This window comes from Anoxybacillus sp. FSL W8-0382 (assembly GCF_038003845.1).
GTDB lineage: Bacteria > Bacillota > Bacilli > Bacillales > Anoxybacillaceae > Anoxybacillus > Anoxybacillus flavithermus_G.
The window spans coordinates 2176536-2202548 of sequence record NZ_JBBOPX010000001.1 but is presented as its reverse complement, the minus strand read 5'-3'; the positions used below and the strand labels follow the sequence as shown (position 1 = coordinate 2202548).

23 protein-coding genes, 2 pseudogenes and 1 riboswitch are annotated in these 26013 nt (G+C 47.5%); of the genes and pseudogenes, 23 read left to right on the top strand and 2 right to left on the bottom strand.

Annotated features, from left to right (window positions below):
• Positions 1–39 precede the first annotated feature (39 nt).
• The 23 genes and pseudogenes from NSS60_RS11620 to cobO all read left to right on the top strand — a co-directional run bounded on the left by NSS60_RS11620 (position 40) and on the right by cobO (position 20751).
• Positions 40–1159 (top strand): annotated as a pseudogene (locus tag NSS60_RS11620) (IS4 family transposase).
• A 106-nt stretch (positions 1160–1265) separates the two neighbouring features.
• Positions 1266–2267: a FecCD family ABC transporter permease gene (locus NSS60_RS11615; RefSeq protein ID WP_340720872.1), complete on the top strand. Its 1002-nt coding sequence runs from the start codon at positions 1266–1268 to the stop codon at positions 2265–2267.
• Complete coding sequence (locus NSS60_RS11610; RefSeq protein WP_049625288.1) at positions 2264–3316, top strand: FecCD family ABC transporter permease; 1053 nt, start codon at positions 2264–2266, stop codon at positions 3314–3316. Before NSS60_RS11615 ends, NSS60_RS11610 begins: the two co-directional genes overlap by 4 nt.
• A gap of 18 nt (positions 3317–3334) precedes the next feature.
• Entirely contained in the window at positions 3335–4147 is an 813-nt protein-coding gene (locus NSS60_RS11605) for an ABC transporter ATP-binding protein (protein WP_049625289.1), read from the top strand.
• Positions 4147–4749: an IucA/IucC family C-terminal-domain containing protein gene (locus NSS60_RS11600; protein ID WP_088223767.1), complete on the top strand. Its 603-nt coding sequence runs from the start codon at positions 4147–4149 to the stop codon at positions 4747–4749. Before NSS60_RS11605 ends, NSS60_RS11600 begins: the two co-directional genes overlap by 1 nt.
• 127 nt (positions 4750–4876) lie before the next feature.
• Positions 4877–5057: riboswitch (cobalamin riboswitch) on the top strand.
• A gap of 137 nt (positions 5058–5194) precedes the next feature.
• Positions 5195–5560: a (2Fe-2S) ferredoxin domain-containing protein gene (locus NSS60_RS11595; protein WP_003395475.1), complete on the top strand. Its 366-nt coding sequence runs from the start codon at positions 5195–5197 to the stop codon at positions 5558–5560.
• Entirely contained in the window at positions 5557–6309 is a 753-nt protein-coding gene (locus NSS60_RS11590) for an energy-coupling factor ABC transporter permease (RefSeq protein ID WP_004891951.1), read from the top strand. The genes NSS60_RS11595 and NSS60_RS11590 overlap by 4 nt, the downstream gene beginning before the upstream one ends.
• Entirely contained in the window at positions 6306–6575 is a 270-nt protein-coding gene (locus NSS60_RS11585) for an energy-coupling factor ABC transporter substrate-binding protein (protein ID WP_004891947.1), read from the top strand. The genes NSS60_RS11590 and NSS60_RS11585 overlap by 4 nt, the downstream gene beginning before the upstream one ends.
• Positions 6568–7278, top strand: coding sequence for a CbiQ family ECF transporter T component (locus NSS60_RS11580; RefSeq protein ID WP_004891944.1), 711 nt, complete (start codon positions 6568–6570; stop codon positions 7276–7278). The genes NSS60_RS11585 and NSS60_RS11580 overlap by 8 nt, the downstream gene beginning before the upstream one ends.
• A complete protein-coding gene (locus NSS60_RS11575; protein WP_004891941.1) occupies positions 7262–8026 on the top strand; it encodes an energy-coupling factor ABC transporter ATP-binding protein in 765 nt (254 codons plus the stop codon). Before NSS60_RS11580 ends, NSS60_RS11575 begins: the two co-directional genes overlap by 17 nt.
• Before the next feature lie 4 nt (positions 8027–8030).
• The gene (gene cobJ / locus NSS60_RS11570) at positions 8031–9551 is read left to right on the top strand and encodes a precorrin-3B C(17)-methyltransferase (protein ID WP_035019264.1); all 1521 of its coding nucleotides are present in this window, start codon (positions 8031–8033) and stop codon (positions 9549–9551) included.
• A gap of 5 nt (positions 9552–9556) precedes the next feature.
• The gene (locus NSS60_RS11565; protein ID WP_340720871.1) at positions 9557–10381 is read left to right on the top strand and encodes a sirohydrochlorin chelatase; all 825 of its coding nucleotides are present in this window, start codon (positions 9557–9559) and stop codon (positions 10379–10381) included.
• Between the two features lie 10 nt (positions 10382–10391).
• Entirely contained in the window at positions 10392–11168 is a 777-nt protein-coding gene (cobK, locus tag NSS60_RS11560; protein WP_004891936.1) for a precorrin-6A reductase, read from the top strand.
• Complete coding sequence (locus NSS60_RS11555; protein WP_004891934.1) at positions 11169–11801, top strand: precorrin-8X methylmutase; 633 nt, start codon at positions 11169–11171, stop codon at positions 11799–11801.
• 2 nt (positions 11802–11803) lie between these two features.
• Positions 11804–12916 carry a cobalt-precorrin-5B (C(1))-methyltransferase gene (locus NSS60_RS11550; RefSeq protein ID WP_088223467.1) on the top strand — a complete coding sequence of 371 codons (1113 nt, stop codon included), beginning with the start codon at positions 11804–11806 and terminating at the stop codon, positions 12914–12916.
• Positions 12882–14086, top strand: a pseudogene (gene cbiE / locus NSS60_RS11545) (precorrin-6y C5,15-methyltransferase (decarboxylating) subunit CbiE). The gene NSS60_RS11550 and the pseudogene cbiE overlap by 35 nt, the downstream one beginning before the upstream one ends.
• Positions 14083–14784, top strand: coding sequence for a precorrin-2 C(20)-methyltransferase (cobI, locus tag NSS60_RS11540; RefSeq protein WP_004891927.1), 702 nt, complete (start codon positions 14083–14085; stop codon positions 14782–14784). Before cbiE ends, cobI begins: the two are co-directional and overlap by 4 nt.
• Positions 14781–15548 (top strand): precorrin-4 C(11)-methyltransferase, encoded by a 768-nt coding sequence (gene cobM / locus NSS60_RS11535; RefSeq protein WP_004891924.1) that lies wholly within the window; start codon positions 14781–14783, stop codon positions 15546–15548. Before cobI ends, cobM begins: the two co-directional genes overlap by 4 nt.
• A 1-nt stretch (position 15549) precedes the next feature.
• On the top strand, positions 15550–16629 hold the full coding sequence (locus tag NSS60_RS11530; protein WP_004891921.1) for a cobalt-precorrin 5A hydrolase: 1080 nt from the start codon (positions 15550–15552) through the stop codon (positions 16627–16629).
• On the top strand, positions 16626–17987 hold the full coding sequence (locus NSS60_RS11525) for a cobyrinate a,c-diamide synthase (protein ID WP_004891918.1): 1362 nt from the start codon (positions 16626–16628) through the stop codon (positions 17985–17987). The genes NSS60_RS11530 and NSS60_RS11525 overlap by 4 nt, the downstream gene beginning before the upstream one ends.
• On the top strand, positions 17980–19494 hold the full coding sequence (locus NSS60_RS11520) for a cobyric acid synthase (RefSeq protein ID WP_004891915.1): 1515 nt from the start codon (positions 17980–17982) through the stop codon (positions 19492–19494). Before NSS60_RS11525 ends, NSS60_RS11520 begins: the two co-directional genes overlap by 8 nt.
• The gene (gene cobA, locus NSS60_RS11515) at positions 19487–20236 is read left to right on the top strand and encodes a uroporphyrinogen-III C-methyltransferase (RefSeq protein WP_004891912.1); all 750 of its coding nucleotides are present in this window, start codon (positions 19487–19489) and stop codon (positions 20234–20236) included. The genes NSS60_RS11520 and cobA overlap by 8 nt, the downstream gene beginning before the upstream one ends.
• On the top strand, positions 20230–20751 hold the full coding sequence (gene cobO, locus NSS60_RS11510) for a cob(I)yrinic acid a,c-diamide adenosyltransferase (protein WP_004891909.1): 522 nt from the start codon (positions 20230–20232) through the stop codon (positions 20749–20751). Before cobA ends, cobO begins: the two co-directional genes overlap by 7 nt.
• A 24-nt stretch (positions 20752–20775) precedes the next feature.
• On the opposite strand, the gene metH is transcribed toward cobO, so the two are convergent.
• The gene (gene metH / locus NSS60_RS11505; RefSeq protein WP_004891906.1) at positions 20776–24165 is read right to left on the bottom strand and encodes a methionine synthase; all 3390 of its coding nucleotides are present in this window, start codon (positions 24163–24165) and stop codon (positions 20776–20778) included.
• Positions 24158–26005 (bottom strand): bifunctional homocysteine S-methyltransferase/methylenetetrahydrofolate reductase, encoded by a 1848-nt coding sequence (locus NSS60_RS11500; RefSeq protein WP_004891903.1) that lies wholly within the window; start codon positions 26003–26005, stop codon positions 24158–24160. The genes metH and NSS60_RS11500 overlap by 8 nt, the downstream gene beginning before the upstream one ends.
• Positions 26006–26013: the final 8 nt, after the last annotated feature.

Sequence of the window (26013 nt, the reverse complement as noted above, 5' to 3'; positions counted from 1 at the left end):
AACAAAAGTTCGCAACCCTCGTCGGGGAATCATTCCTGAATGTCACCCACAAATATTTTACTCACACTTTCGGATGAAGAGATTCAACTGATTGCCGAAGCGGTTGGGTATCGTGATTCGTCTCGAACCTTTACGTTGCGCGAGTTGATTCACTTCTTCCTGCTGGCCGCCATGCATCAATGGAAAAGCTTTCGCCACGGAGCCGATGTGGGGCCTCTGTATGGATTGCCGCGATTCCATTATTCCACAGTATCCAAGAAAGCGAAAGAAGTTCCCTATGACATCATGAAACGCTTGTTGGCGTTGATCATTTCCAAGTGCAACCGCCAAACCCGCCGTTCGCTTCGGTTTCCCAAACCGCTTCGGGTGGTGGATTCGACGACCGTCACGGTCGGGAAAAACCGCCTCCCATGGGCTCCGTATCACGGCGAACGCGCCGGAGTGAAGCTGCACGTCGCGTATTCGCCGGAATCCTCGCTGCCGGCAGACGTGGTGGAAACGACCGGACTGCGTCACGATGGCCCAGTGGGAGAACAGTTGACGAACGCTCAACAAGTGCTGGTGGAAGACCGGGCGTATTTCAAAATCGAACGCCTCGATCGATTTGTGGAGCAGCATCAGCTCTTTGTCATTCGAATGAAGGACAACATCGAACTTCATCAGAAAAAAAGCTTGAAACGCCTTTCCAGCACATCTTCATCGGTTCAAGCCGACTTCACGTGCCAGTTGGGGACGAAACAATGCCGATCGACCAAGCGTCACCGGGTAGTGATCTTTCGAGATGCAAATGGCCGCGACATTCGGGTCGTGACGAATCTCTTCCATGCGTCTGCGGAAACCATTGCCGACATGTACCAACAACGTTGGACCGTTGAAGTCTTTTTCCGCTGGGTAAAGCAATATCTGAATGTCCCAACCTTGTTTGGCACGACGGAAAATGCGGTATACAATCAGCTGTTTGGGGCGTTCATTGCGTATGTGTTGCTGCGATGGCTGTATGATCAAACCAAAAAAACGGACGAACGTCTCTCTTTCCTTCATTTCGTTTGTTCGCCGTTTTTTCTCTGGGCAGCTTCCTCTCGATTGGAAATCCGGGATGGCCGCTGCTTTGTTTGAGTATGCCCAAATTTATGGAAGGCGTATGTATAATTTTGGATAATCAACACTCGTGTAAGAAAATGCGAAAAAAACATTGACGATGAGAGTCATTATCAAATATACTTGACGATAGAGATATAGAGAATGAAGCAAGGGAGATCTCAGAGATGCTGGTGACAAACTGTCAAAAAATGGTTGGCCTTATCGGTTTGCTGATTGTGCTGCTTGCCGCCATGTGGATGAGCATCGTTTGCGGATATACCGATACGAGTTGGCGGCAGGCGGTGGCGGCTCTCATCGACAATAACGGATCGAATGCCCATTTAGTCGCGGCGACGGTTCGGCTGCCGCGAGCGTTGATTGCGGCTGCCGTTGGCGCAAGCCTAGCGATGGCCGGAGCGCTCATGCAAGCGCTGACGCGAAACCCGCTCGCTTCGCCAGGCATTTTCGGCATTAACGCCGGGGCCGGTTTTTTGATTGTTGTGACGGTCACCTTTTTTTCCATTTCTTCATTGCAAATGTTGTCTTGGGTCGCATTTATGGGGGCGGCGATGGCGGCGTTGATCGTGTTTGTGATCAGCGCCGCGGGGAAGGACGGGCTGACCCCGCTCAAAATGACGCTCGCCGGCACGGCGGTCGCGGCTTTATTTGCCTCGCTGACGCAAGGGATGCTGGCGATGAATGAAAAAGCGCTTGAAGAAGTGCTCTTTTGGCTGGCCGGGTCGGTCGCCGGCCGGAAGCTCGAGCTGTTGGCAGCCGTCTTTCCGTATTTGGCTGCCGCTTGGCTTGGGGCCATGTTGCTGGCGCGACATGTCAACATCTTAATGATGGGAGACGATGTAGCGAAAGGGCTCGGGCAGCGGACAACCTTCATTAAAGCGGCCGCCGCTCTCTTAGTTGTCCTGCTCGCCGGCGGTTCGGTCGCTGTTGCCGGTCCGATCGGCTTTATCGGCATCATGGTGCCGCATATGGCGCGGGCGCTGGCCGGCGTCGACCACCGCTGGCTGCTTCCATACTGCGCCTTGCTTGGCGGGATTTTGCTTCTTATGGCCGATATTGGGGCGCGCTACGTTCTGATGCCGCGCGAAGTGCCGGTCGGCATCGTCACCGCCTTGCTCGGCGTTCCATTTTTCATCTACATTGCCCGCAGGGGGATCGCCGCAAAATGAAAAAATACATCACGGTCCGAATGGGAAAACACATCTCGTTTTTCTATGACAAAAAAGCTGTTGCGGTGCTCGCCGCGCTCATAGCAGCGGCCGTCTTACTTTTCCTGATCAGCATTGGCAGCGGCGAAATGCGCATGTCCCCGCTTGAGGCCGCTGCCGCGCTGTTCGGATACGGAGAGGAAATTCATCAGACGGTGATTGTGACGTTCCGCCTGCCGCGTGTGCTTGTCGCTTGGTTGGCCGGAATGGCGCTGGCTGCCGCGGGTGCCATTTTGCAAGGAATGGTGCGCAATCCGCTCGCTTCGCCGGATGTGCTCGGCATCACCGGCGGAGCGGCGGCCGCGGTCGTTGGCTTTTTGGCGCTATTTAGCGATGAAAACAACTCTTTGACCGTCAGCATCCACTGGCTGCCGCTTGCCGCCTTTCTCGGCGCAGCGACCGCTGCTTGGCTCGTATATATGCTGGCGTGGAAAAACGGCCTCGCCCCGCTTCGGCTCGTGCTTGTCGGCATCGGCGTTTCTGCGCTCATGCAGGCGTTGACGACACTGTTGATGATCACAGGACCCATCTATCGGGCGAGCCAGGCAAACGTGTGGATTACGGGCAGTGTGTATGGAGCTTCTTGGCAGCACGTTTCGCTCATGGCGCCATGGGTCATCGGACTGCTCCTTGTGGCGATATTGGCCGCGCGGCATGTCAATGTGCAGGAGCTGGGCGATGAGCTGGCGATTGGGCTTGGCGGCGCGGTCGAACGGCAACGGCTAGGACTTGTTTTGCTTAGCACCGCGCTCACCGGCGGCGCGGTCGCTTTCGCCGGTGGCATCGGCTTTGTCGGGCTGATGGCGCCGCATATGGCACGCCGGCTTGTTGGTTCGGCGTTTGGTGCGCTGCTTCCGACGGCAGCGCTGTTAGGCGGCGTGCTCGTCATGGGGGCGGATCTCGCCGGGCGGATGCTTTTGGCGCCGACGGAAATCCCGGCCGGCGTATTTACGGCCGCACTTGGTGCGCCATATTTTATTTATTTGTTGTACCGAACCCGGAAACCATAAATGAAGGAGGGGGCAAACATGCACGCGCTGCAGGCGAAAGAATTGACATTGTCGTACGGGGATGCGCTCATTATCGATCGGTTGAACTTGACGATTCCAAAAGGGAAAATCACGGTGTTCATCGGCGCGAACGGCTGCGGCAAGTCGACGTTGCTGCGCGCCTTGGCTCGTCTGTTGAAGCCGGCAGGCGGCGCTGTCTTGCTTGATGGAAAAGAGATTGCCAAGCAGCCGACCAAGGAAATCGCCCGCCGTTTGGCCATTTTGCCGCAGTCGCCTGTGGCTCCGGAAGGATTGACGGTCCTTCAGCTCGTCAAGCAAGGGCGTTACCCATATCAAACGTGGCTCAAGCAATGGAGCGACGAAGATGAGCGCGCCGTTGCGCGCGCTTTGTCAGCAACAGGACTGACAGAGCTTGCCGAGCGGCCGGTTGATTCGCTGTCCGGCGGCCAGCGCCAGCGCGCATGGATTGCCATGACATTAGCGCAAGAAACAGACATCATCTTGCTTGACGAGCCGACCACTTACTTAGATTTGGCGCATCAAATTGATATTTTGGATTTATTGTTCGAACTCAATGCAACAGAACAGCGGACGATCGTCATGGTGCTTCACGATTTGAATTTAGCGTGCCGTTACGCCCATCATCTCGTCGCCATTCGCGATAAAACGGTGTATGCCGAAGGAAAGCCGGAGGATGTTATTTCCCGCCAGCTCGTGAAAGATGTGTTCCAAATGGATTGCCAAATCACGTACGATCCGATCTTTGGCACCCCGCTTTGCATTCCGTATGGGAAAGGACGGAGAATTTTACAGAAAGAAGGCGTATCGTGATGAGATTGCGTGAAGACGAAATGAAAACGTTGGAAACGTACCGTTTTTCAAGCGAAGCTGCTGATGTCTCGTCATCGATGTTGTTGGCCCGGCTGCTGAATGATGACGGGCAGCTCGCGAAGTATGTGGCGCACGTCCGCGCCGAGATGGGGGCGGCAAATGACGCGGTTGCCGTTTCGATGCTCGTCAAGCGCCTAAGCTTTTTGGCGCCGATGGCCTTATACGCCATGTCGGTGTGGAACAAGCGGCTTGTGCTCGATCCTGAGCGAATTTGGCTTGATACGGACGGCGAAGGGGAAATGTGGATGCCGCGCTTTCGCCTTGCGCCGCCGGAAGCGGAGATGTGTGGCATTGAGCGCAGCGGTTGGCGCGAGCAGGCCGTTCGCGACGTGTTCGCCGGCTTGTTCGCTCCGCTCATCGTCCGGTTGCGGCGCCTGACGCGTGTATCGCCGCTCATCTTATGGGAAAATGTCTCGATTTATGTGTACTGGGTATATGAACGTTGGCTTGAGGATGAGTCGCTTGCTCCGGTCGCCGACCGGCTGCGCGATGATTTTTATTTCCTTGTTTATGACGCAAATGGTTCTATAACTAGTGATTGACAACACCCGTAGTGAACCGAAAAAATGTTCTCCACAAAGTCTTGACTGACTCTTTTTTATAAACAGGCTAGGCGAGAAGAAAAAAATGGTGTATTATATTCTTAACATTCACGCTCTTTGAAAAAATATATACGATGAGCAAGTACGGTGCATACGTCCGTATGCTTAAAAGGGAAGAACGGTGCAAAGCCGTCGCGGTACCCGCCACTGTGATGGGGAGTTTCGTTGCAATATGCCACTGATTTTTGGGAAGGCGCAACGAAATGATGAACCTAAGCCAGGAGACCTGCCTGCTTGCGATACGTCGGCTGCCTACGGGAATATAGGTGGACGTGCGGAGACGATGGAAAGCAACGGTTGTGAATATATGATTGTTTGAATCTTTCGTTTTTTCTGCACCTCTACCTAGAGGTGCTTTTTTATTTTGAAAAAAGGGGCGACATATATGGCAACATGGAATTTACAAGGAACGACACATCACGTGCTTATTTGCAACGGAGGAAGCTGCATGAGAAAAGGAGGGGAAGAGGTGACGCAAGCGATTCGCGATGAAATTGATCGGTTGCAGTTACATGGGCGCGTTCATACGACGCGTACACGATGCAACGGTCGCTGCGAAGATGCATGTGTCGTCATCGTTTATCCAGAAGGTGTTTGGTATCGTACGATTGATGAACAAATAGGGAGAGACATTGTACGCAATCATGTACGTGACGGGAACATATTGCGCGATTACGTCACGTATACGTATGAACATACAGGATTTGTTATGCCCGAACATAGCGTTGCGACAAGGGGGAAAGAAAAATGAAGCGAAACGCATGGTGGATCGTTTGTACATGCTTGACTGTCTACGTTTTATTTGCGCTTTCACCTTCAGTATATGCGATGCACATTATGGAAGGATTTTTACCTTGGCATTGGGCGCTCGTTTGGTGGTTGTTATTTTTGCCATTTTTCTTCGTCGGTTTACGGACGATGACGCGCATCGTAAAACAACAGCCGGAAATGAAAATGTTGCTTGCGCTAGCGACCGCATTTACATTCGTTCTTTCCGCTTTAAAAATTCCATCTGTCACAGGAAGCAGCTCGCATCCGACAGGGACAGGCCTCGGTGCGCTGTTATTTGGGCCGTTCGTCATGACGGTCATCGGTACGGCTGTGTTAATGTTTCAAGCATTATTGCTTGCGCATGGTGGATTGACAACGCTCGGTGCAAATGCGTTTTCGATGGCGGTTATCGGTCCGTTTGTAGCGTACGTGTCGTTTGTTGCATGCCAAAAGCTTCGCATTTCGATGCGCCTTTCTGTTTTTGTGGCGGCGATGTTTGCCAATTTAGCTACGTATGTGATGACATCGATACAACTTGCGCTGGCATTTCCAGACGCAACAGGCGGGGTATGGGGGGCGTTCTTAAAGTTTGCTTCCATTTTTGCTGTCACTCAAATACCGCTTGCAATTACCGAAGGGCTTCTGACTGTTGTTGTATGGAATTTTTTACATACGTACACGAAACAAGAATTAAGTATATTGCAACAGAAAGGGGCGTCTGCTAAATGAACAATCGACTATTGCTTTTCCTTGCCGCACTTTTGATCGTTTTGCCGCTCGTCGTTGTAAAACATACGGAGTTTGCTGGGGCGGATGCGCTTGCGGAGGAGATGATTCAACAACTTGCGCCCAATTATGAACCGTGGTTCGATGTGTTTTTTGAACCGCCCGGCGGGGAAGTAGAAACGTTGCTATTTTCATTGCAGGCGGCAATTGGAGCGGGAGTGATTGGCTACATTATCGGTTTATATAGAGGGCGAAAACGAAATGGTTAGCTGGCTTGACGAATGGGCGTATCGCAATCAGCTTTCGAAACTTCGGGCGACATTTAAACTGACATTTTCATTTATTTTGCTTATATGGGCGATGATTGGAACGAATGCTGGTCGTTTTTTCATTGTTGGATGGATGCTTACTTGGCTTATTGTTTATGCACGCTTACCATGGCATGTTTGTTTGCGTGTTTGTTTGCTTATGGCGCTCGTTATTCTTTGGAGTAGCGCACCGCTCCTTTTTTCACTTGATGGTGCTGTTGTGGACGTTTCATATGTAGGTACGATTTGGTTACGAGCGTTTACATGCTCGCTCGTTCTCTTTTTTCTTGCCGCAACAACGCCATTTTTTCGCTTGGCATGCGCACTACAAACATTGCGCATCCCGCGTGTACTAATAGAGCTTCTATTGTTAACGTATCGTTTCATTTTCATGTTGGAAAAGGCAGCAAGGGAGCTGTTTGTTACGGTGCGCGTGAGACAAGGAGAACGAAATTGGCGGATCGCTTCACTTGCCGTTGCACAATTGTTACGCCACACATTGCATCAATATGAGGCGATGGTCATTGCGCAACGAGCGCGCCACGTCTCTTTTACAGTTCCGCGGTGCACGGACGAGCAATTGCCAAAAAGGTATGTCATTGAAGCATCGCTTGGCATCGTTGTTTTACTCATCGTGGAGGGATTATATGTTGCAGTTTCATGATGTTCACTATACGTATCGAAACGGTGCGCACGTCTTAAAAGGAGTATCACTTACGATCGAACGCGGAAAAAAATATGCGTTGATCGGAAAAAACGGTTGTGGAAAAACAACATGGTTGCTTCATACAAACGGCATTTATCGCCCAACAAAAGGGGAGGTGTATTGGGAAGGAAAACGTGTAAAGGAACATTTACGTCAACATGTCGGCGTCGTTTTTCAAAATCCAGAACATCAATTTTTAGCACCAACGATTGAGGAAGAGCTTGCGCTTAGTTTGCAAGGGAATAGCGAACGGATCGAACGAGCGATAAAAACATTTTCGCTTGCTGAATGGCGAGACGTGCCCATTCATCATCTCAGTCTCGGACAAAAAAAGTGGTTGTCGCTCGCTGTAGCGATGGCCTCTCAACCGGAGTTGCTTATTGTCGATGAGCCAGCTGCTTATTTAGATGCTGCACAGAGCGAGCGCCTTATCATGAAACTAAATGAGTGGCACGAAGCAGGTACGACGCTCGTTGTCATCACTCATGATTTTGATTTCGTATGGCAATGGGCAGACGAAGTGTTTGTTATGGATGACGGTCGCATCGTTTTGCACGGTACACCTGCGTTTATATTTTCACAAGCGGATATTTTTCACCAGCTTCGTTTGCCGCTTCCTCTTCTTTTACGCATATGGATGAAGGAAAATAAGACGTGTACAGAACAACAACTGTTTGAATGGATCGAACGATGGAAAAAGGGGTGAAAACATAATGGGAAAATTGTTTGTTGTCGGTTTTGGCCCAGGAAGTGTTGATCATATGACGAAACGGGCGCGTGAAGCGATTGAAGAAAGCGATGTTATCGTTGGTTATAAAACGTATGTCGATTTAATTAAAGACATCATTCGTGGAAAAGAAGTGATTAGCACAGGGATGACGGAAGAGGTGAGTCGAGCACAAGAAGCTGTAAAGCAGGCAGAACGTGGAAAAAACGTCGCTGTCATCTCAAGCGGAGATGCCGGGTTGTACGGAATGGCTGGGCTTGTTTACGAGGTGTTAATTGAGAAAGGATGGAGAAAAGAAACGGGAGTGGAAGTAGAAATCATTCCGGGCGTTTCTGCAATTCATTCTTGTGCCGCTTTGCTAGGGGCACCGATTATGCACGATGCATGCACGATTAGTTTAAGCGACCATTTAACACCATGGCACATCATCGCCAAACGAATTGAGGCAGCCGCAGCAGCTGACTTTGTTATTGCGCTATACAATCCAAAAAGCGGTCGCCGTACCCAGCAGATTGTCGAAGCGCAACGTATTTTATTAACATATCGTTCACCACATACACCTGTTGGTCTCGTCAAAAGCGCGTACCGCGAACGACAACATATTGTATTAACAAGTTTAGGAGACATGTTAGAGCACGACATCGGTATGTTAACGACCGTTATTATCGGGAACTCTTCCACATTTGTTTACGATGGACTGATGATTACACCTCGTGGTTATGAACGGAAATATAAGCTAGCGAGCGCTGTTCAACCGTTAAAGCCACATGAACGGCTGCGACCAGAGGCGGAACCGTGGTCACTCGCAAACGTGCGCGCGATTGCCGAAGAAGCGTACGAAAAAGTGAGTGCTCCAAAACAGATAGAAAGATTAGAAATAGCCATTAGTCCAGGGGTGACAAATAAAACGTTAACAACGAAACAAATGATAGACATTGCACGCATCGTTGGTGAAAAAGGAACAATTACGTACACACCAGATCATTATCTTAAAGTGACGATGGAAACGGAGCGACCAGACGAAGTTGTTCGTGAGCTTTTAGAAGCTGGTTTAACCGTCGCCCCAACAGGAAATGTATTTGTTATGAAAGCATGTGATTTTTGTGACGGAGAGAAAAAAGACGCCATTCCTTATGCTGAACAATTATACAAACAATTTGGCGGGATGGAATTGCCAAAAGAATTGCGGCTTGGATTTAACGGGTGTGGCATGGCTTGTTATGGCGCTGTCCATGAAGATATTGGCATCGTCTATCGGAAAGGAGCATTTGATTTATTTTTAGGTGGAAAAACGGTAGGGAGAAATGCTCATCCGGGACAGCTTGTTGCTGAAGGTATTCATCCTGATCAGTTGATTGAAACGATCACTCGTATCATTAGGCAATATAAAGAGGAAGGATATGCGAATGAACGTTTCCATAAATTTTTTGAACGAAAAAAAGAAGTCGGCGGTTTTGTTTACGGTGAAACGTTAAAAACAGAGCCAGCGGCATGTGGGGAGTGAGGCAAATGAGAGCAATTTTATTTGTTGGGCATGGAAGTAGGGATGAAGAAGGAAACGAGCAAGTTCGCCAGTTTGTTCAAATGCTTCGTCCGCAAATTGATCAGACGTTTTATGTGTACACGTGTTTTTTAGAGTTCGGTGTCCCATCTGTTATAGACGGTATTGTCCATTGTGTAGAAAAAGGGGCAACGGACGTTATTGTTATTCCAATCATTTTACTGCCAGCTGGTCATTCGAAGTTGCATATTCCGGCAGCGATTGATGAGGCAAAAGAACGTTACCCGTACGTCTCATTTACGTACGGACGACCGCTCGGTATTCATGACGCCACGTTTACGATTTTAAACGACCGTCTGCAAGAAGCAGGGATTGTTATGGATGGGCAGACAGCGATCATTTTGCTTGGGCGCGGTGGAAGCGATCCAGATGCAAATAGCGATTTGTATAAAATTGCTCGCTTATTTTGGGAGCGAAATAAACAGACGATTGTAGAACCGGCGTTTATGGGGGTGACGAATCCGTCATTAGATGAGGCCATCGACAGATGTATCAAACTCGGTGCGAAAAGAATTGTGATTTTGCCGTACTTTTTATTTACGGGCGTATTAATCAAACGGTTAGAAAAGCGAGTTTCCGAGTTTCAAAGCACATACTCGGACATTTCGTTTGTGCTTGCGCATTATTTTGGTTTTCACCCGGCACTACAAACGATTGTGCTTGATCGGTTGCAAGAAGCAATAAGCAATTCGGTTCGTATGAATTGTGATACGTGTCAATATCGGCTTCATGTCGCTGAACATCATCACCATCATCACCATCACGATCATTGAGGTGAAGCACATGATTATGATGTTATCAGGAACAAGCGATGCGAGACAGTTAGCGCTAGCTATTCGCGATGCGGGATATGACATATTTGCGACCGTCGTTACCGAACATGCGGCAGAGCAGATGGCTCATGTCGGCATTCATGCGCACGTCGGACGATTAACAGCGTCACAAATGATTGCGCTCATGAACGAACATAAAGTTAAGGCGATCGTTGACGCGAGCCATCCGTTTGCGGAAGAGGCGTCGCGTCAAGCAATGCAAGCTGCGGAAAGAGCATGCGTTCCGTACATTCGCTATGAGCGAAAAGAAAGCGTGATTGCGTATGAGCGCGTTACATTTGTCGATAGCTATGAAGCGGCGGCACAGTATGCAGCAAAAAAAAGAGGAGTCATTATGCTTACGACGGGAAGCAAAACGTTACACATTTTTGCAGAGCAGTTGCTTCCGCTTCCCGATGTTCGCCTCATTGCCCGTATGTTACCGCGGAAGGACAATATGGAAAAGTGCGAACAATTGGGCTTTCCACAAGAAAATATTATTGCGATGCAAGGTCCGTTTACGAAACAGTTAGATGTTGCACTTATGAAACACTTCGGAGTGACGCTTCTTGTGACGAAAGAAAGCGGACGGGTTGGATTCGTTGATGAAAAAATTGCTGCGGCGCAAGAGCTTGGTATTGAAACGGTTGTTATTCGTCGCCCAAAACTTGCTTATCCAAACGTGTACAATGAGTTTTCCGACATCATTCGCGCACTTGAGCGAGAGATAAAAAAGGAGGAAAAGTAAATGTTTCGTCCAATAACTGTGCAACCAGAACAAATTGAGCAAAAAAGCTTTCAAATCATTGATGAAGAAATAGGGGAGCATGCATTCACTGCTGAGCAGTATGCCGTTGTTCAACGCGTCATTCATGCGAGCGCCGATTTTGAATTAGGGAAAAGTTTGTTGTTTCATCCGCGAGCGATTGAAGCGGGAATGGCTGCGATTCGTGCCGGGAAAAAGATCGTGGCTGATGTACAAATGGTGCAAGTTGGAATTAATAAAGCGCGTATTGAAAAATATGGTGGGAGCGTTCATGTATACATTTCTGATGAAGATGTGATAAAAGAAGCGAAACGATTAAACACAACGAGAGCGATTGTTGCGATGCGCAAAGCGGTGCAAGAAGCGGAGGGGGGCATTTTTGCCATTGGTAACGCTCCGACAGCTCTACTAGAACTCATTCGACTAGTGAAAGAAGGGGAGGCGCGCCCAAGTCTCATTATCGGATTACCCGTCGGATTTGTCTCAGCAGCAGAATCGAAAGAAGAATTGGCGAAATTGGATGTTCCGTTTATCACAAATATCGGGAGAAAGGGAGGGAGTACGGTAACTGTCGCCGCATTAAATGCGTTGTCCATTTTAGCGGAGCGGGAATAAGTATGGAAAAAGAAAAGTTGCGTGAAGGATATACGACAGGGGCGTGTGCAACGGCTGCTACTAAAGCGGCGTTATGTGCGCTCATTACTGGCGTGAAACAAACAGAAGCGACCATTATGTTGCCGATCGGACGAGAAGTTACCTTTGCGATCGTTTCTTGTGAAATGGAAGAAGAACGAGCGAGCGCAACGGTAATTAAAGATGGGGGAGATGATCCAGATGTGACACACGGTGCCTCTATTGTCGCAACTGTAAGCTGGACGGAAGAGGGCATCCATATTGACGGAGGAGAAGGGGTAGGAAGAGTAACAAAACCGGGTTTACCTATTCCTGTTGGCGAAGCAGCGATTAATCCCGTGCCGCGGCAAATGATGATGGACGTTGCCAATGAGTTGATGACAAAATACGGTATAAAACGTGGTGTGCGCATTATTATCTCTGTTCCAAATGGAGAAGAAATTGCGAAAAAAACATTAAACGGCCGTCTTGGTATCGTTGGAGGCATTTCGATTTTAGGGACGCGCGGCATCGTTGTTCCATTTTCGACATCAGCGTATCGAGCAAGTATTGTGCGTGCACTTGAAGTTGCGGTCGCTTGTGGCTGCGATCATGTTGTTGTCACCACGGGTGGAAGAAGTGAAACATATGCAATGAAACAATATCCTCATTTGAAAGAAGAAGCATTTATTGAAATGGGGGATTTTGTTGGATTTACATTAAAACAATGTAAGCGGCTCGGGATAAAAAAAGTGTCGCTCGTTGGGATGATGGGAAAATTTTCGAAAGTCGCCCAAGGCGTTATGATGGTTCATTCCAAAAGTGCACCTGTTGATTTTCAATTTTTAGCAGACGTTGCGAAACAATCAGGTGCTCCAACACATATGATTGAAGCTGTTAAACAGGCGAATACCGCATCGCAAGTTGGCGATATGATGTATGAAGCTGGACATTTGTCATTCTTTCATTTGTTATGTGACTATTGTTGCCAACATGCGTTTCGGGAAGTGAATGGCGGACTGACTGTCGAGACGACGTTATATACGCTGAAAGGGCAATGTTTAGGAAAGGCGGTGCGAAGCGATGGAGCGAATGAAGTTAATCGGGATTGGTGCTGACGGAGCAGCATCCCTCCCTACGCTATATAAACAATGGATTGATGAAAGTGAACGGCTTGTTGGTGGGGAACGGCAACTATCTTTTTTTCTCATTACAAAGGAGAAAAAATCGTTATTCGGAACAATTTATCATCGCTCGTTTCCACGTTAATGAATGAGCCGAAAAAAACAGTTATTTTAGCTTCAGGGGATCCAATGTTTTATGGAATCGGTAGTTATTTAGCAAAAAAAGTGCCGATTGAAGTATATCCTTCTGTAAGCTCGTTGCAATGGGCGTTTGCGAAAATGGGAGAAAGTTGGCATGATGCATACATCGTTAGTTTGCACGGGCGTACGATGAAAGGATTGGCACAGCGAATCGATGGAAAAGAAAAGGTAGCTATTTTAACAGATGAAACGAACGATCCGCCTGCCATTGCGTCGTATTTGTTGGCTTATGGGATGACTGAATATGAGGCGTTTGTCGGGGAACATCTTGGGGGCGAAAACGAGCGCTGTCGTTTTTTTACGTTGGAAGAGATGAAGGAGGCTTCGTTCGCTCCATTAAATATTGTCGTTTTGCGCAGAAAAACAGATGGGACGAAGTGGATGTTTGGGATCGACGATGCTGAATTTTTTCAGCGCAAGCCAGAAAAAGGGCTCATTACGAAAAAAGAAGTGAGGGTATTAAGTTTGCAGGCGCTCCATCTTCATGAAAAAAGCGTTGTATGGGACATTGGCACATGTACAGGGTCGGTAGCTATTGAAGCGGCAAAAATGGCTCGTGAAGGAGCAGTATTTGCAATTGAGAAAAACGCCTATGATATTGAGATATGTCAGAAAAATATGAAAAAATTTCGCGTAGATTTTACACTCATTCACGGCCGCGCGCCAGAACATTTGGAGCAGTTTCCTGATCCAGATGCGATTTTTATTGGCGGTACATCAGGGAGTTTGCGTGACATTATTGCTGTTTGTTGTACGCGATTAAAAAAAGGTGGGCGCATCGTCATCAATGCAGTCACGGTCGAAACGTTATATGAAGCGATCGATGCATTACGAAGCTATGGATATACTGTTGATATTTTGCTCGCCCAATTTTCACGTAGCAAACCGATTTTACAATTGACGCGTTTTGATGCATTAAATCCAATATATATCATTTCAGCATGGAAGAGGGATACAGAATGATTGGTACGTTATACGGCATAGGAGTTGGTCCGGGGGACCCAGAACTACTAACAGTCAAAGCGTTTCGTAGATTGAAAGAGGCGCACGTCATTGCTTATCCAAAAAAGGCGAATGGCAGTAAAAGTTATGCGCAGCAAATTGTCGATGCGTACTTTTCGCCAAAAGAAAAACAGGTGCTTGGTCTCGTTTTTCCGATGACGAAAGACGAAAATGTGTTGCGGGAAAAATGGAATGAAACAGTCGAAACGGTATGGACTTATTTGCGTGAGGGGAAGCATGTTGCGTTTGTGACGGAAGGCGATCCGCTTTTATATAGCACATGGATTCATTTTATGCGCACGATGCAAATGAAATATCCGAACGTTTCGATTGAAATTGTACCTGGCATTTCATCTATAAATGGAGCAGCCGCACGTTTGCAGTTGCCGCTAGCGGATGGGGATGAGACAGTTGCCATCGTCCCAGCACGAGATGATTATGATGCGATGAAAAAAGTGATTGAAACGCACGATTGCGTCATTTTTTTAAAAGTCGCAAAAGTGATGTCGCTGCTTCTTGCCATTTTAAGGGAGATGAATATAACAAACAAAGCAGCAGTTGTGACAAAAGTGACATCTCACGAAGAGGTCATATGGAATATTGAACAGTTGGAGCAAGTGTCATTACCTTATTTAACATTAATGGTGGTGAGAAAGTGAAAATATATATTGTCGGCGCTGGTCCGGGAGCGAGCGATTTAATTACAGTCAGAGGAATGAAGCTGTTGCAGCAAGCGGACGCCATCTTTTACACCGATTCGCTTGTCAATGATGAACTGCTTACATATGCAAAAGAAAGCGCGCGCATTTTTTGTACATCGGGTATGCATTTAAAGCAAATGGTTGCCATGATGTGCGAAGAAGTGAAAAACGGACGTATCGTCGTTCGTCTTCACACTGGTGATCCGTCGATTTACGGGGCGACGATGGAACAAATCGTGCTTTTGAAAAAAGAAGGCATTGACGTTGACATCGTTCCGGGAGTTAGTTCGGTGTTCGCTGCCGCCGCTGCGGCACAAGTAGAATTGACCGTACCGAATTTAACGCAAACGGTCATTTTAACGCGAGCAGAAGGAAGAACCCCAGTTCCTGAAAAAGAACAGCTCGCTTCGTTGGCGCAACATCATTGTACAATCGCTCTTTTTTTAAGTGCGACGTTAACGAAAAAAGTGACAGCTGCATTTCTTGAAGCAGGATGGAGCGAGCATACGCCTGTTGTCGTTGTGTATAAAGCGACATGGCCGGATGAAAAAGTCGTTCGTTCTACTGTTGGTACGCTACATGAAGATATGCAGCGCCACGGCATTCGGAAACATGCCCTTATTTTAGCAGGCTGGGCGCTTTCTAATGAACTCGATGAATCATGTCGTTCCAAATTGTATGATGAAACGTTTACACACGGCTATCGAAAAGGTGGGGAATAACATGTATGCCGTTGTAGCCATTACGAAGCACGGAGTAGAAATTGCACGAAAACTACATGAAACACTCCCAGATACACACGTGTATTACACAGATAAATTTGCAAAAGGTGATGAAAAGCAAAAAGGTATTTATTTATTTTCTGGAAATGTTCGCTCTCATTTAGGAAAATGGTTCGGCACGTACCGCGGTCTTATTTTAATTATTTCTCTTGGGGCAGTTGTGCGCATGATTGCCCCGTTACTAAAAGATAAAAAAACAGATCCTGCTGTTGTTGTTATTGATGATAAGGCGGAGCATGTCATTAGTGTGTTGTCTGGCCATTTAGGTGGGGCAAACGAATTAACGCGCCAAGTAGCGGCATTGCTGCATGCCCGTCCAGTTATTACAACAGCATCTGATGTGCAACAAACAATTGCTGTTGATTTATTTGGCCGCTCGTTCGGATGGGTGTGGGAGAACGAAGAAAACTTAACACCTGTGAGCGCTGCCGTTGTGAACGAGCAACACGTCGCGATTGTACAAGAATCAGGGGAGCGGCATTGGTGGACATATGATGCACCGCTTCCAGCGAACATTCGTACATATGGGTCGATTGCGGAAGCGCTGAAAGCAAGGCCTGATGCAGCATTAGTTGTGACGCATCGGCTGCTCGAGAAAGAGGAACAAGCCATTTTACAACATGGAGTGTTGTATCGTCCGAAAGTGATCGTCATTGGCATCGGTTGCAATCGTGGGACAAGCGCACAAGAAATTGAACAAGTGATTTGTGATACGTTACAACAGCTACGTTTCTCTATAAAAAGTGTGAAAGCATTATGCACAATTGATTTAAAAAAAGATGAAGAAGGTTTATTAGCCGTCGCAAACAAATATGGGTGGCCGCTTATTTTTTATACGCCCGAACAATTAAACGACGTTCCGATTGATGAACCGTCTGAAACAGTATTTCGCTATACTGGGGCATATGGTGTAAGCGAACCTGCAGCAAAGCGATATAGCGGACAACAAAAGCTTATTTTAACGAAAAAAAAGAGTGGGAATGTGACGATTTCCGTTGCGCTATGGGAGGGAGAGCGGTGAAAAGAATTGTCGTGGCTGGGACTGGGAGCGGTGTTGGAAAAACGACGATAACGCTCGGCTTAATGAGTGCGTTTAAACAAAAAGGCTATGTTGTTCAAGGGTTTAAATGTGGACCTGATTACATTGATCCGACGTATCATACGGCGGTGACGGGAAGGCGTTCGCGCAATTTAGATAGTTGGATGGGAAATGAAGACATTGTGCGCTACGTATGCAAGAAAGGAAGCGAAGGAGCGCATCTTTCCATTATTGAAGGGGTAATGGGGCTATTTGATGGGAAACGAGCGACGACAGATGAAGGTTCCACTGCAGAAATTAGCATCATCACGGAAAGCCCGGTGTTGTTAGTCGTTGATTGTTCAGGAATGGCGCGAAGTGCGGCGGCTGTCGTGCGCGGGTTTCAATCGTTTCATGAGCGCGTTCGCATCGTTGGGGTGATCGCGAATCGCGTTGGGAGCGAAGGACATTTTCGGCTTGTGAAAGAAGCGATTGAGCAACAATGCCGTATTCCTGTTGTCGGTTATTTACAAAAAGAGGTTGACTTGACGATTCCAGAGCGTCATTTAGGGCTCGTTCCATCTGTGGAGCGTGGAGAGCTTCAACCGTTTTTTAATGAGCTTGGCAAGCGAATAGAGAAAACGGTTGATTTGGATGCGATATGGGACTTAGCCGAGGCGAATGAGCTGACGAGCGCTCCACTTTTTCAGCCGAAGCAAACGTACGATGTGCGCATTGCTGTGGCGAAGGACGCTGCATTTCATTTTTACTACGAAGAAAATTTAGAAATGCTTCAGGCGTATGGGGCAACACTCGTTTATTTTTCTCCACTCGTCGGTGAATGTGTTCCACATGATGTACATGGGCTATATATTGGTGGAGGATTTCCAGAAGAATTTGCAGCGGAACTTGCACAACATGAACAAGTGAAACAGTCGGTTGCGGAAGCGATTCAACGCGGTTTACCGACGCTTGCAGAGTGCGGCGGATTTATGTATTTAACGGAAGGAATTATGACGACAACTGACGAACGATATTACGAGATGGTCGGCGTCATCCCAGGATACGTACGTATGCAGCAAAAGCTCGCTGCTCTCGGATATCGCGAAGTGACGGGACGAAAGGGGAACTTTTTGCTTGAATATGACAGAGCAAAAGGTCACGAATTTCATTACTCGACGTTTGTCCCACGCAAAGAAGAAAAGTTTGCATATGAAGTGAAAGGGTTGCGAGGATGTAAATTAGATGGCTATATGGATAAACGTCTTGTCGCCGGTTACGTTCATTTTTATTTTCCATCAAATCCTTTGCTTGTTGAGCGATGGCTCAAGGCGTGTAGCGAGGTGAAAAAAGATGCGTAGGGCGCTTCCGATTATGTTTCAAGGAACGCATTCGGATGCCGGAAAGAGCGTCATCGCGACCGCTTTTTGCCGCATCTTTGCGCGCAACGGTTGGAAGACGGCCCCGTTCAAATCACAAAATATGTCGCTCAATTCATATGTGACGGTTGACGGAAAGGAGATTGGACGCGCGCAAGGGGTGCAGGCGGAAGCAGCAGGCGTGTTGGCGACGACGCATATGAACCCGATTTTAATTAAACCGAGCCGCGATCAAGAAGCGCAAATTGTTGTACATGGGAAACCGTACGGAAATATGAAGGCGAGCGACTACCGAAGCGAGTTTTTTCATACTGGACTTCAGCTTATTCAACAATCGCTTGATATGTTGATGAAGCAATACGATCGGCTTGTCATTGAAGGAGCGGGAAGCCCTGCAGAAGTAAATTTAAATGATCGCGAACTTGTGAATATGCGTGTAGCACGCATGGCAAATGCTCCGGTCGTTCTCGTTGGCGACATCGAGCGAGGAGGGGTGTTTGCGAGTTTAGTTGGCACGTTGCAATTATTAGAGGAACAAGATCGCAAGCGTGTGATTGGCGTCATCATTAATAAATTTCGTGGCGACCTTTCGCTTCTTCAGCCGGGATTGCGCTGGTTCGAACAATATACAGGTGTGAAGGTGCTTGGCGTTGTTCCGTATACGCACGTGCGCATCGATGCGGAAGATTCGGTTGCACTTTCTCGTTATGCGACGAAAAAAGACGATGGGAAAGCGATCGATGTAGCCGTCATTCAATATCCTCGCATTTCCAACTTTACTGATATCGATCCGTTTTTTGCGGAGCCGGACTGTTCGGTACGGTTTGTGTCGGACGCGTCGTTGTTAGGTGAGCCCGATATACTCATTTTGCCGGGCAGTAAAAATACGATCGAAGACGTTTGTTTTTTAAAAGAAACGGGCTTATTTTCTGCTCTCCGACGCTTATATGAACGAACGGATGTGACAATCGTCGGCATTTGTGGCGGCTATCAAATGCTTGGCGAGCGCATTCAAGACCCTTTTCATGTCGAAACACCGCTTGATGAGATCGACGGATTAAGTTTATTGCCGATGGAGACGACGCTCGCTCGCGAAAAAACGACGGTGTTATGCGAAGGAATATTGATGTTCAAAGGCGAAACGTTCCACGTAGAAGGCTATGAAATTCATATGGGACGTTCAAGCGTAAAACGAGGCGAACCGCTCATTTTTATGGAAGGGAAAACAGATGGATGCAAAACGAAAGATGAACGTGTCATCGGAACGTATATGCACGATTTATTTCATAACGATGCGTTTCGTCATTATTTGTTAAATGATGTACGGCGAAAAAAGCACGTTTTATTCCCTATAGAGCGACCATTTTATCGGCGATTGCGCAACGAAGCGTTTGACGAGCTAGCAGATTGCGTCGAAAAACATGTCGATGTGAGAACGATTGAACGAAAAATGATTGAATTTCAAAAGGGGAGATATGGTGATGCATAAAGGAAAAGTGTACATTGTCGGGGCAGGTCCGGGGGATGAGAAGCTTATTACCGTATATGGGCGCGAATGTATAGAACGGGCGGATGTCATTATTTACGATCGGCTCGTGAGCAAACAGCTGCTTGCATATGCGAAAGAAGAAGCCGAGCTACTATACTGCGGTAAAGAGCCGAAAAAACATGGAAATATTCAACAACAAATTCACGAATGGCTTGTACAATATGCGTTGCAAGGAAAAACGGTTGTTCGATTAAAAGGCGGTGATCCATTTATGTTCGGTCGCGGTGGAGAGGAGGCAGAACATTTGCGGGCACACGGCATTCCGTATGAAATTGTCCCCGGGGTGACAGCTGGTGTGGCTGCGCCAGCGTACGCTGGCATTCCTGTGACGCATCGCAACTATGCGGGCGGGGTGACGTTCATCGCTGGACATCAAAGCGGAGAGCGCGATCGCATTCGTTGGGATGCATTAAGTCAAGCGACAGATACGATCGTATTTTATATGGGGATGGCAAATATCGCTTACATTTGCGAACAGCTGAAACGTCATGGAAAAGATGAGCATACGCCGGTGGCGGTCATTGAATGGGCAACGACAAATAAGCAGCGGACGGTCGTCGGTACGTTGCAAACGATCGTTGACATCGTCAATGAAAAACAACTTTCTTCCCCCGCGATTATTGTTGTCGGAGACGTTGTACGTTTACACGATCAATTAAAGTGGGTGGAAGAAACATGGTGATTGTTTATACAGGGGACGGAAAAGGAAAAACGACTGCAGCGGTCGGTCTTGCTGTTCGGGCCACGGGGCATGGGAAAAAAGTGATTGTCATTCAATTTATTAAATCGCCGCATCGTCCATATGGTGAGGCGAAAATATTACAGCAGCTCGGCATCGCCGTACACCAAACAGGTGTTGGTTTCACATGGACGAAAACACCGTCTGAGCATCGCGAAGCATTGCAAAAAGGGTGGGCGCTAGCGAAAGAGTGCGTGCAATCAGGTATGTATGATGTCGTTATTTTAGACGAATTAAATGTAGCGTTAGCGATTACGTCGTTTCCGATTGATGATGTGTTGCCGCTTTATGACGTTGTACATACGTTAACGAACAAGCCAGCGCATACGCACGTTGTCGTCACAGGAAGAGGGGCAAAAGAGGAAATCATTGAACTTGCCGATTTAGTGACGGAAATGAAAGAAGTAAAACATTATTACCGTGAAGGCGTTCATGCGATCAAAGGGATTGATTTGTGAAAAAGCTGACTTTAGTCAGCTTTTTCACAACACGTTAAAATATCTTGCTTCTGGATGAGCGAAGACGATGGCGGAGACAGACGCTTCCGGTTCCATCATATAGCCTTCTGTTAAATGAATGCCAATTTCTTCTGGACGCAATAGGCGAAAAAGTTTTTCTTGGTCTTCTAGATTTGGACAAGCAGGGTAGCCGAAAGAAAAACGTTGTCCTTGGTATTTTGCCGCAAACCGTTGCTCCATCGTAAAGTCAGGCGAATCTGGAAAGCCCCAGCGGTCGCGCATAATTTGATGCACGCGTTCCGCCAATCCTTCCGCTAGTTCAAGCGCTAACGCTTGAATCGCGTGGCTTTTCAAAAATTGCCCTTCTTCTTTGAACCGTTGTGCTAAATCGCGCACGCCTGCCCCGGCGGTAACGGCAAATAGCCCGACGTAGTCGATTTGTTCGCTAGAAAGATAGTCTGCTAAACATAAATACGGTGCTTTCGTTTGTCTTGGAAACGTAAACGTCTCAATGACCGTTTGTTGATCGCGCGGATCGTAAATGATCACCGTATCGCCGTCGCTTGTTGCTGGGAAAAATTGATATACTGCTTTTGGTGCAAGCGAACTTGTTTGTTTTGCCTCGGCAAGTAATTCATCGATGAGCTCTTTTAACATGATCGCTTTTTCATTTCCTTCCGCCAACAGCTGTTTGACGTTTCCTTTTAAGCCGAGATGGTGTCCGAGCAACATTTGCCAATTGACGTACGGTTCAATGTGTGAAAGCGGAATGTGTTGTAATATATGCCTTTCTGTATCGGTCGGAACGTAAATAGGTGCTTGCTTCACATTGGACTTTGTCATGACAGTGACAGCGTTTTGCTGTTTTGTTACATGTTCCACTTTTTCTTTTTTCTCATAGACGATATCTTGTTGAACGATGCGATTGGCTAGCGTCAGTCCTTCCATCGCATCTTTGGCGTACAAAACGATACCGTCATATTCAGGGGCAATTTTCGTATCGGTAAATTTGCGTGACAGAGCCGCTCCGCCAACTAAAATCGGTAACGAAATGCCGGCTTGTTTTAAGTCTTGGGCGGTAAGCACCATTTGTTGTGCGGATTTAACAAGCAGTCCTGATAAGCCAATCATATCGGGCTGTTCGTGTCGCACCGCTTCGATGAGTTGTTGTGGTGTCACTTTAATGCCTAAGTCAACGACATGAAACCCGTTATTGCTTAAAATAATGTCGACTAAATTTTTACCGATGTCATGTACATCTCCTTTGACGGTTGCAAGCAGCACTTTTCCTTTCACGCTCGTTTCGTTTTTCTCCATATACGGCTCTAAAAAGGCGACCGCGGCTTTCATCACTTCCGCACTTTGCAACACTTCGGCGACGATGAGTTGGTTGTCGTTAAATAAACGACCGACTTCGTCCATTCCGTTCATAAGCGGACCGTTAATAATGTCAAGTGGGCTGTACGTTTGTAATGCGAGCGTTAAATCTTCAATGAGCCCGTCTTTCGTTCCTTCAACGACATATGCGGCGAGCCGTTCTTCTAACGTCATATGGACGTTTGCTTGTTTCGGCTGTTTCGTTTTATCGCGATAAAATTGAATAAACGCGTTTAACGTTTCATCGTTTGTGTCAAATAACAACGCCTCGGCTAAACGTACTTCTTCTTCAGGAATGGAAGCGAATCGCTCTAATTTTTCGGTATTGACGATCGCATAGTCGAGACCAGCTTGTGTGCAATGGTATAAAAAGACGGAGTTTAACACTTCGCGCCCGACAGGTGGCAAACCGAATGAGACGTTGCTAATGCCGAGCATCGTTAAACAGTTCGGCAAATGTTGTTTAATGAGGCGAATGCCTTCAATGGTTTCTTTCGCTGCACCAATGTATTGTTCATCTCCTGTGCCGATCGGAAAAACGAGCGGATCGAAAATGATGTCGTGCGGTGAGACACCGTATTTGTTGACGAGTAAATCGTATGAACGAAGGGCGATATCAAGTTTTCGTTTCGCTTCGATCGCCATGCCTTGTTCGTCAATCGTGCCGACGACGACCGCTGCTCCGTATTGATGAAGAAGCGGAACAATTTTTTCAAATCGTTCTTCGCCGTCTTCTAAGTTAATCGAGTTAATAATTGCTTTTCCTTGTGAATACGATAAAGCGCAGGCAATGACGTCTTCGTCTGTCGAGTCGATGACGAGCGGCACTTTCACTTTTTTCACGACTTGTTGAATAAATTGTTCCATATCTTCTTTTTCATCGCGGTCAGGGTCGGCTAAACAAATGTCGATGACGTGCGCCCCGTTTTTCACTTGAGCGCGAGCAATTTCTGCCGCTTCTTCATATTTTCCTTCCGCAATGAGCCGCTTAAATTTGCGCGAACCGATGACGTTCGTTCGTTCTCCAACGAAAAGCGGGCGCATCGTCTCATCGTAAACGAGCGCATCAATGCCAGAGACGGCATGCATCGGAAACTGTTTCGGAATGACGCGCGGTGGCACGTCGCGAACGGCTTCAGCGATGGCGCGAATATGTTCAGGCGTCGTACCGCAACAGCCGCCGACGATATTTAGCCATCCTTTCTCGGCAAATTGGCGAATTTTTTTCGCGAGCATGTCTGGCGTTTCGTGATAATGTCCTTCTTCGTCCGGAAGACCGGCGTTTGGATAACAGCTGACGGCTGTATTGGCGAGGGAGGCGAGCGTGCGCAAATGATCGGTCATAAATTCTGGACCGGTTGCACAGTTTAAGCCGACGGCAAATGGTTTCATATGTTGAATCGAAATAAAAAACGATTCGATCGTCTGTCCGGCAAGCGTCGTTCCCATCGGTTCAATCGTTCCAGAAATCATAAGCGGCACTTGTTTTCCGACCGTTTTAAACGCTTCGGTTATGCCTAGAAAAGCGGCTTTGACGTTTAACGTATCTTGGCACGTTTCTAATAAAAGAAGATCGACGCCGCCAAGTAATAGTCCACGCGCTTGTTGTTCGTATGCGGCGACAAGTTCAGAAAACGTCGTTCCGCCTGTAACAGATAACGTTTTCGTCGTCGGTCCCATCGAACCAGCAACAAAGCGTGGCCAATCGCTCGTTGAATATTGCTCCGCGATTCGCTTAGCGAGCTTTGCCGCTTCGATATTTAACTCAAGGGCGATATGTCCGAGATTGTATTCATCTAATACGATGTTCGTTGCGCCAAACGTATTCGTTTCGACGATGTCCGCGCCCGCTTCAAAATAAGCTTCATGAATGTGGGCAATGACTTCTGGGGCGGTGATCGTCAAATATTCATTGCATCCCTCGTACGCTTCACCGCCAAAGTCATCCGCTGTTAAGTTGGCGGCTTGAATCATCGTTCCCATTGCCCCGTCAATAATTAAAATTTTCTTTTCAAGCTGTTCGAGTAAACTAGCCATGGTAAACCGTCCTTTCTTTTTTGAGCCGCTCTTTTTCGTGCGTGTAGCGAACGAGTTCGACTGTCATATCGTAACGTAAAAACGGTGTAATTAAATAAATACCTTGGAATAAATCGAATGCTGCGTCGATAAGCGATTTGGCGATTGCCAATCCTTCTTTTGTTGCTTGAATCGGGTCATTGGCGCAAGCGGCCATGCGAGCGCGAATGTCATCAGACAATGTAATGCCCGGTACTTCATGGTGTAAAAAGTCGGCGTTTCTAGCGCTTGTAAGCGGCATAATGCCGATGTAAATTGGCGTCGCCAAATGTTTTGTCGCCTCGTATACGTCTTCGATTTGTTTTTCACTATATAGCGGCTGCGTTAAAAAATATTGCGCTCCGCATTCAATTTTTTTCTCTAGTCGTTTCACCGCTTTATCTAAATGGCGTACGTTCGGATTAAAGGCCGCAGCGATGGAAAAGTTCGTTTTTTGTCCGAGCGGTTTTCCAGAATACGAAAGCCCTTCGTTAAATTGACGAATTAACGAAATGAGGTCAAATGACGATAAATCGTAGACGGATGTCGCCCCTGGAAAGTCGCCGACTTTTGATGGATCGCCGGTTAAAGCGAGCACATCGGTCATGCCGAGCGTATGAAGCCCCATTAAGTGCGACTGTAAGCCGATTAAATTGCGGTCGCGGCATGTAATGTGAATAAGCGGGCGCATGTTCAGTTGTTGTTTGACGATCGTTCCGACAGCGACGTTGCTAATGCGTGGTGTTGCTAGCGAATTGTCAGCAAGCGTTAGCGCATCAATATGTGCTTCTTTCAACGCTTTGGCGCCTTCTAAAAATGTTGTTAAGCCGAGCTTTTTTGGTGGATCGAGCTCGACGATGATCGAACGGCGCGTGCGTGCGATGTCAGCTAGGGAAGGTGCAGATGTTTGTTCCGCTTCTTGCACGACGATTGTATGCCGTTGTTTCACTTTTTTTTCATATACAGGTGTGCGGTCGGACAGGGCGCGAGCGATAGCGGAAATATGTTTCGGCGTCGTTCCACAACATCCGCCGATGAGTCGAACTCCTTGATCGCGAAAGGCGCGCGCTGTTTCTTCAAAATATTGTTCGCTCGTTTCATAAACGAACCGTCCGTCGCGATATTGCGGCAAGCTTGCGTTTGGGTACACCGATAAAAAGGCGCGCGTCGGAATCGGCACTTCTTCAAGCGAGCGCAACATATGATACGGACCGAGATGGCAGTTTAAGCCAACGACATCGGCGCCAAGCTGTTCGAGTTGACACAGCGCATCTGCAAGCGGCATGCCATGTTGTAAGACGCCAATGTCGTGCAAGGTGACGTGGGCGATGATCGGCAACGTCGTTTCTTGGCGAGCGATGGAAAGAACGGTTTGCAGTTCTTCAAAATCGTAATACGTCTCAAGCAGCAGGCCATCGACGCCTTCGTTTAACAAGACGTACAGTTGCTCGCGAAACGTTCGTTTCACTTCTTCGAGCGAAATGGTGCTTTTATTTGTGCTGCGGAGTCCCCCAATTGTGCCGAGCACATAGGCGCGTCCTTTTGCGGCTTGCTTGGCGAGCCGAACGGCTGCTTCGTTTATTTGTTTGACATCATCTTGCAATCCGTAGCGGGCGAGCTTTACATAGTTCGCTCCGTACGTATTCGTCTGGATGACTTCAGCTCCTGCATCGATATACGCTTCGTGAATATGAACGATTTCTTCAGGCTTTGTCACATTTAATTCTTCAAAACAGCGATCGATGCCGTGCGCATATAATAACGTCCCCATCGCTCCATCGGCGATGACGATGCGTTCTTTTAAATCATCTAGCAATCCCACGTCCATTC

Coding starts and splice junctions, on each gene's coding strand:
- cobA (WP_004891912.1), top strand. CDS start 19,487: ATGCATAAAGGAAAAGTGTACATTGTCGGGGCAGGTCCGGGGGATGAG.
- NSS60_RS11575 (WP_004891941.1), top strand. CDS start 7,262: ATGTTGCAGTTTCATGATGTTCACTATACGTATCGAAACGGTGCGCAC.
- NSS60_RS11595 (WP_003395475.1), top strand. CDS start 5,195: ATGGCAACATGGAATTTACAAGGAACGACACATCACGTGCTTATTTGC.
- NSS60_RS11610 (WP_049625288.1), top strand. CDS start 2,264: ATGAAAAAATACATCACGGTCCGAATGGGAAAACACATCTCGTTTTTC.
- NSS60_RS11600 (WP_088223767.1), top strand. CDS start 4,147: ATGAGATTGCGTGAAGACGAAATGAAAACGTTGGAAACGTACCGTTTT.
- cobO (WP_004891909.1), top strand. CDS start 20,230: ATGGTGATTGTTTATACAGGGGACGGAAAAGGAAAAACGACTGCAGCG.
- NSS60_RS11590 (WP_004891951.1), top strand. CDS start 5,557: ATGAAGCGAAACGCATGGTGGATCGTTTGTACATGCTTGACTGTCTAC.
- NSS60_RS11615 (WP_340720872.1), top strand. CDS start 1,266: ATGCTGGTGACAAACTGTCAAAAAATGGTTGGCCTTATCGGTTTGCTG.
- NSS60_RS11555 (WP_004891934.1), top strand. CDS start 11,169: ATGTTTCGTCCAATAACTGTGCAACCAGAACAAATTGAGCAAAAAAGC.
- NSS60_RS11565 (WP_340720871.1), top strand. CDS start 9,557: ATGAGAGCAATTTTATTTGTTGGGCATGGAAGTAGGGATGAAGAAGGA.
- NSS60_RS11550 (WP_088223467.1), top strand. CDS start 11,804: ATGGAAAAAGAAAAGTTGCGTGAAGGATATACGACAGGGGCGTGTGCA.
- metH (WP_004891906.1), bottom strand. CDS start 24,165: ATGGCTAGTTTACTCGAACAGCTTGAAAAGAAAATTTTAATTATTGAC.
- NSS60_RS11520 (WP_004891915.1), top strand. CDS start 17,980: ATGCGTAGGGCGCTTCCGATTATGTTTCAAGGAACGCATTCGGATGCC.
- NSS60_RS11585 (WP_004891947.1), top strand. CDS start 6,306: ATGAACAATCGACTATTGCTTTTCCTTGCCGCACTTTTGATCGTTTTG.
- NSS60_RS11605 (WP_049625289.1), top strand. CDS start 3,335: ATGCACGCGCTGCAGGCGAAAGAATTGACATTGTCGTACGGGGATGCG.
- NSS60_RS11530 (WP_004891921.1), top strand. CDS start 15,550: ATGTATGCCGTTGTAGCCATTACGAAGCACGGAGTAGAAATTGCACGA.
- cobK (WP_004891936.1), top strand. CDS start 10,392: ATGATTATGATGTTATCAGGAACAAGCGATGCGAGACAGTTAGCGCTA.
- cobI (WP_004891927.1), top strand. CDS start 14,083: ATGATTGGTACGTTATACGGCATAGGAGTTGGTCCGGGGGACCCAGAA.
- NSS60_RS11580 (WP_004891944.1), top strand. CDS start 6,568: ATGGTTAGCTGGCTTGACGAATGGGCGTATCGCAATCAGCTTTCGAAA.